Annotated in this window: 7 protein-coding genes; all 7 read right to left on the minus strand. The window is 66.7% G+C overall.

Going from position 1 to position 4,307, the window contains the following annotated elements; genetic code table 11:
* Positions 1-869 (minus strand): thiamine-phosphate kinase (gene thiL, locus Q8M13_RS04300; protein WP_305298425.1); only part of this gene is annotated, 869 nt, incomplete at its 3' end.
* On the minus strand, positions 856-1,320 hold the full coding sequence (gene nusB, locus Q8M13_RS04305; RefSeq protein ID WP_305298426.1) for a transcription antitermination factor NusB: 465 nt from the start codon (positions 1,318-1,320) through the stop codon (positions 856-858). The genes thiL and nusB, both read right to left, overlap by 14 nt.
* Positions 1,317-1,781, minus strand: coding sequence for a 6,7-dimethyl-8-ribityllumazine synthase (gene ribH / locus Q8M13_RS04310; RefSeq protein WP_305298428.1), 465 nt, complete (start codon positions 1,779-1,781; stop codon positions 1,317-1,319). Before ribH ends, nusB begins: the two co-directional genes overlap by 4 nt.
* Positions 1,782-1,810: 29 nt before the next feature.
* Positions 1,811-2,401, minus strand: coding sequence for a riboflavin synthase (locus Q8M13_RS04315; protein ID WP_305298430.1), 591 nt, complete (start codon positions 2,399-2,401; stop codon positions 1,811-1,813).
* Positions 2,402-3,052 (minus strand): RibD family protein, encoded by a 651-nt coding sequence (locus Q8M13_RS04320; protein ID WP_305298431.1) that lies wholly within the window; start codon positions 3,050-3,052, stop codon positions 2,402-2,404.
* A complete protein-coding gene (gene nrdR / locus Q8M13_RS04325) occupies positions 3,042-3,515 on the minus strand; it encodes a transcriptional regulator NrdR (protein ID WP_305298432.1) in 474 nt (157 codons plus the stop codon). The genes Q8M13_RS04320 and nrdR overlap by 11 nt, the downstream gene beginning before the upstream one ends.
* 42 nt (positions 3,516-3,557) lie before the next feature.
* On the minus strand, positions 3,558-4,307 hold a 750-nt coding region (locus Q8M13_RS04330; RefSeq protein ID WP_305298433.1), incomplete at its 5' end, for a serine hydroxymethyltransferase.

Genomic DNA, 4,307 nt, shown 5'->3' on the forward strand with positions numbered 1-4,307 from the left:
AAGGCCGCCGCCGCCTCGGGGGCCGCAGTGCAGACGACTTCGTAATCGTCGCCGCCAGAGGCCAGCGCACGCAGCGCTTCAACACGATCGTTCTGCGCCTCCAGCCACCTTCGAGCGGCGGCCGACAGCGGCAGTCGATCAAGGTCGATATCCACCGCCAAGCCGCTGGCCTCGGCGATGTGGCCGGCGTCGGCAATTAGACCGTCGGAGACGTCAGCCGCGGCGCTGGCATATTTGCGCAGCGCCTCACGCAGTTCGACGCGGGGCGATGGCAGCCGATAGCGCCTCGCGAGATAGCCATCGGGATCAGCCAACTCGCCACGCGCCGCCATCAGCCCCAGCCAACCGTCGCCAATCACGCCGGAAACGCAGAGAAGATCACCTGCCCTCGCGCCGCCCCGGCGAATCATCGCGCCGCTCGGGGTCCAGCCCAGCATGGTCAGCGACAGGGTCAGGGGACCCGGAGTCGCCACCGTATCGCCGCCCAGCAGCGTCAGGCCGTAGGCCTCGCCATCGAGGCGAAGGCCCTCGGCGAAGGCTTGGCGTTCAGCCCAGCCGAAACTTGGCGTCCATGCCGTGGCCAGAAAATAGCCGTAGGGTTCAGCGCCCTTGGCGGCGAGATCGGAGAGGTTCACCCGCAGCAGCTTGCGGGCGATCAGGTCAGGCGCCTCGCCGGGAAGGAAATGCACCCCCTCGACCATGGCGTCCTTGGTGACGATGAGGTCGAACCCTGGCCGCGACGGGATCACCGCCGCGTCGTCCAGCAGGCCAAGCGCCTCAGGGGCTCCTTTGGTCAGCGGGCGAAAGAGCTGGGCGATCTGCCCAAACTCATCCAACCCGCCAGCCGCGGGCGCCTCAGGTGCGGACATCGCGGGCCACCGCGTCCAGGGCCCCGTTCACGAAGCCGGGCTCCGGGCCCTCGAAGAACGACTTGGTGAGCTCGACATATTCGTCGATCACCACCTCGGTCGGGACATCCGAGCGATGCGCCAGTTCAAAGGCGCCGGATCGCAGGATCGCACGCACGGTGGCGTCGATCCGTTCCAGCCGCCAGCCCGAGGCCAGACGCTTGACCACGGCGGCGTCGATCTCGCGTTGGTTCTCGACCACGCCCCGGACCAGTTCGGCGAAGAAGCCCTCATCGGCGCTGGCCATCATGTCGCCTTCGGTCGCCGCGTCGCCCTCGACGCCGCGATCAAAGCGATGGTCGGCGAACTCGCGGATGACCGCCTCGACCCCGACGCCGGAGACTTCCATCTGATAGAGCGCCTGGATCGCGGCCAGACGTGCGACCGACCGCTGATTGTGGACCCGGCTCATCGAGCTTGGCCGAGCAGCTGACGCTTGAGTTCGATCATGTCGAGCGCAGCACGCGCGGCGCCGCCGCCCTTGTCGCCCTCGCTGGCCTTGGCCCGCGCCCAGGCCTGATCCTCGTCCTCGACGGTGAGGATGCCGTTGCCGATCGCCAGGCGCCTGCCGACCGCCAGGTCCATGATCCCGCGGGCCGATTCGTTGGAGACGATCTCGAAGTGATAGGTCTCGCCACGGATCACGGTCCCGAGCGCGACATAGCCGTCATAGCGTCGGCCGGTCGGACGGCTGCCGCCCTCTTCGGCGATGGCGATGGCGCCGGGGATTTCCAGCGCGCCAGGCACGCTGATGACGTCGTACTCGGCGTCATGGGCCGTAATCACGTCGGTCGCAGCCTTCAGCAGTTCGTCAGCGAGGTCGTCGTAGAAGCGAGCCTCGACGATCAGGATGCGGATTTTCTCTTCGAGCATGGGGTCCAGTCTCTGTTCAGTCCGACCCTTTAGGCCGTTTCTCGCCAGCGGGCGAGATAGCGGGCCAACATGTCGATCTCTAGATTGACCTTCGCGCCCGGCGCGAGCCGGCCCAGCGTGGTCACATCCCAGGTATGGGGGATCAGATTAACGCCGAAAACGTCATCCTCGACCTCGTTAACGGTCAGGGAAACGCCATCGACGGTGATCGAGCCCTTCGGGGCGATGAAGCGGTGCAACGGCCGGGGAACGCGAATTTTCACGCGGTGCGAGCCGCCTTCGGATTCGATCGAAACCACCTCGCCAACGCCGTCAACGTGGCCCGAAACGATATGGCCGCCTAATTCGTCGCCGACCCGCGCAGCGCGCTCCAGATTGATCGGATCGCCTTCCTTCCACGCGCCGAGGGTGGTCAGGCTGACCGTCTCGCCGGAAATCTCGACTGCGAACCAGTTATCGCCCTTCTCGACGATCGTCAGGCAGCAGCCGGCGTGGCTGATCGAGGCGCCCATGTCGATCGTCGATAGGTCGAAGCTGGTCTCGACCTCGAAACGCAGGTCGCGGTTGGTCTCACGGACAGCGCGAAGCCGCCCCACGTCGGTGACGATACCGGTGAACATTCAAATCCTCTCGTAACGCTCCCAGAGGTCGTCCCCGACCTCTCGGACTTCAATTCTGCGCAGGCGTGGGGCCTCGGCCAAGGCGCTCAGCGCCAGGGCGCCGATACCCGGCCGCCCCTCCCCGCCGATCACCATCGCGGCGCGAAACCACTCGATGCGATCCACCAGGCCGCAGCGCAAAAAGCTCGCCGCCACCTGTCCACCGCCCTCGACGAACAACCGCCGCAGCCCGGCTTCTGCCAGGGTTTCCACGACGTCATGCAACTCAGGCCGCTCCTCGCCGAGCGCCCTGACCTGCAACACGCGCACGCCAGCGGCGACCAAACGAGCCTCCGGCGGGGTCGTGGTGATCAGATAGGTGGGAACTTCACGCGCGGTCGCGACCAGCTTGCACTCGTCGGCCAGCCGCTGGCGGCTGTCCAGCACCACGCGAGCCGGCTGCTGACCGCTCCAGCCGTCCAGGCGCACGGTCAGTTCCGGGTCATCGGCCAGGGCGGTCTCCACCCCGACCAAGACGGCGTCATGCTCTGCCCGCAGCCGATGCACGGCCTCGCGCGCCTGCGCGCCGGTGATCCAGCGGCTCTCGCCCGAGGCGGTGGCGATGCGGCCATCCAGCGAGGTGGCCAGCTTGAGCGTGACGCTAGCGGCCATCCTCGTCGCCGTCGCTCAGCCCTTCTTTGCCCAGGAAAGTCGCGAACTCACCGGCTTCCCGGAAGTCGCGGTAGACCGAGGCGTAGCGGACATAGGCCACATCATCGAGGCCCTTCAGGTTCTTCATGATCAACTCGCCGACCGCCGAGGACGGCAGTTCGGTTTCGCCCATGCTTTCGAGCTGACGCACGATGGTCGAGATCATCTTCTCGATCCGGTCCGGCTCGATAGGCCGCTTGCGCGTGGCCAGGGCGATCGAGCGGGCGAGCTTGTCGCGGTCGAACGGCGTACGCCGTCCGGACCGCTTCAGGATCGTCAGCTCGCGCAGTTGCACCCGCTCGAAGGTGGTGAACCGGCCTTCGCACTCCGGACAGAGCCGGCGACGACGGATAGCCGCGCCGTCTTCCGACGGGCGGCTGTCCTTCACTTGGCTTTCGGCGTGGCCGCAGAACGGGCACCGCATGATCTAGCCCCTTCTGGCTAACCGGCCCCCCAGATACAGGGTCTAGCTGTAGATGGGGAAGCGTTTCGTGAGCGCCAGGACTTCGTCTCGCACCTTGGCTTCCACGGCCGAGTTATCGCCGCCCGTCGCGAGGCCATCGAGAACCTCGCCAATCCACGTCCCGATCTGGCGGAACTCGCCGGGGCCAAAGCCGCGGGTGGTGCCGGCCGGGGTGCCAACCCGCAGGCCCGAGGTCTGCATCGGGGGAAGCGGGTCGAACGGGATCCCGTTCTTGTTGGTGGTGATCAGGGCGCGTTCGAGGGCCACCTCGGCGTCCGAACCGCTGACGCCTTTCGGCGTCAGGTCGACCAGCATCAGGTGGCTGTCGGTGCCGTTGGAGACGATCTTGAAACCGGCGGTCTGCAGGCTGTCGGAAAGGGCGCGGGCGTTATCGACGACCTGACGGGCATATTGCTTGAACTCGGGCTTCAGGGCCTCGCCGAACGCCACCGCCTTGGCGGCGATCACGTGCATCAGCGGTCCGCCCTGCAGGCCTGGGAACACCGCCGAGTCGATCTTCTTGGCCAACTTCTTGGAATTGGTCAGGATCATGCCGCCACGCGGGCCGCGCAGGGTCTTGTGCGTGGTGGTGGTGACGATGTCGGCATGCGGGAACGGGTTCGGGTAGACCCCGCCCGCAACCAGGCCCGCATAGTGGGCGATATCGACCATCAGAAGGGCGTCGACGCTGTCGGCGATCTCCTTGAAACGGGCGAAATCGATGTGGCGGCTATAGGCCGAGCCCCCGGCGAT

Source organism: Phenylobacterium sp. (genome assembly GCF_030681155.1).
Taxonomy (GTDB): domain Bacteria; phylum Pseudomonadota; class Alphaproteobacteria; order Caulobacterales; family Caulobacteraceae; genus Phenylobacterium.

Bases quoted from the DNA above. Each gene is read 5' to 3' on its own strand.
- nusB (WP_305298426.1), bottom strand. From the start codon at position 1,320: ATGAGCCGGGTCCACAATCAGCGGTCGGTCGCACGTCTGGCCGCGATC.
- ribH (WP_305298428.1), bottom strand. From the start codon at position 1,781: ATGCTCGAAGAGAAAATCCGCATCCTGATCGTCGAGGCTCGCTTCTAC.
- Q8M13_RS04315 (WP_305298430.1), bottom strand. From the start codon at position 2,401: ATGTTCACCGGTATCGTCACCGACGTGGGGCGGCTTCGCGCTGTCCGT.
- Q8M13_RS04320 (WP_305298431.1), bottom strand. From the start codon at position 3,052: ATGGCCGCTAGCGTCACGCTCAAGCTGGCCACCTCGCTGGATGGCCGC.
- nrdR (WP_305298432.1), bottom strand. From the start codon at position 3,515: ATGCGGTGCCCGTTCTGCGGCCACGCCGAAAGCCAAGTGAAGGACAGC.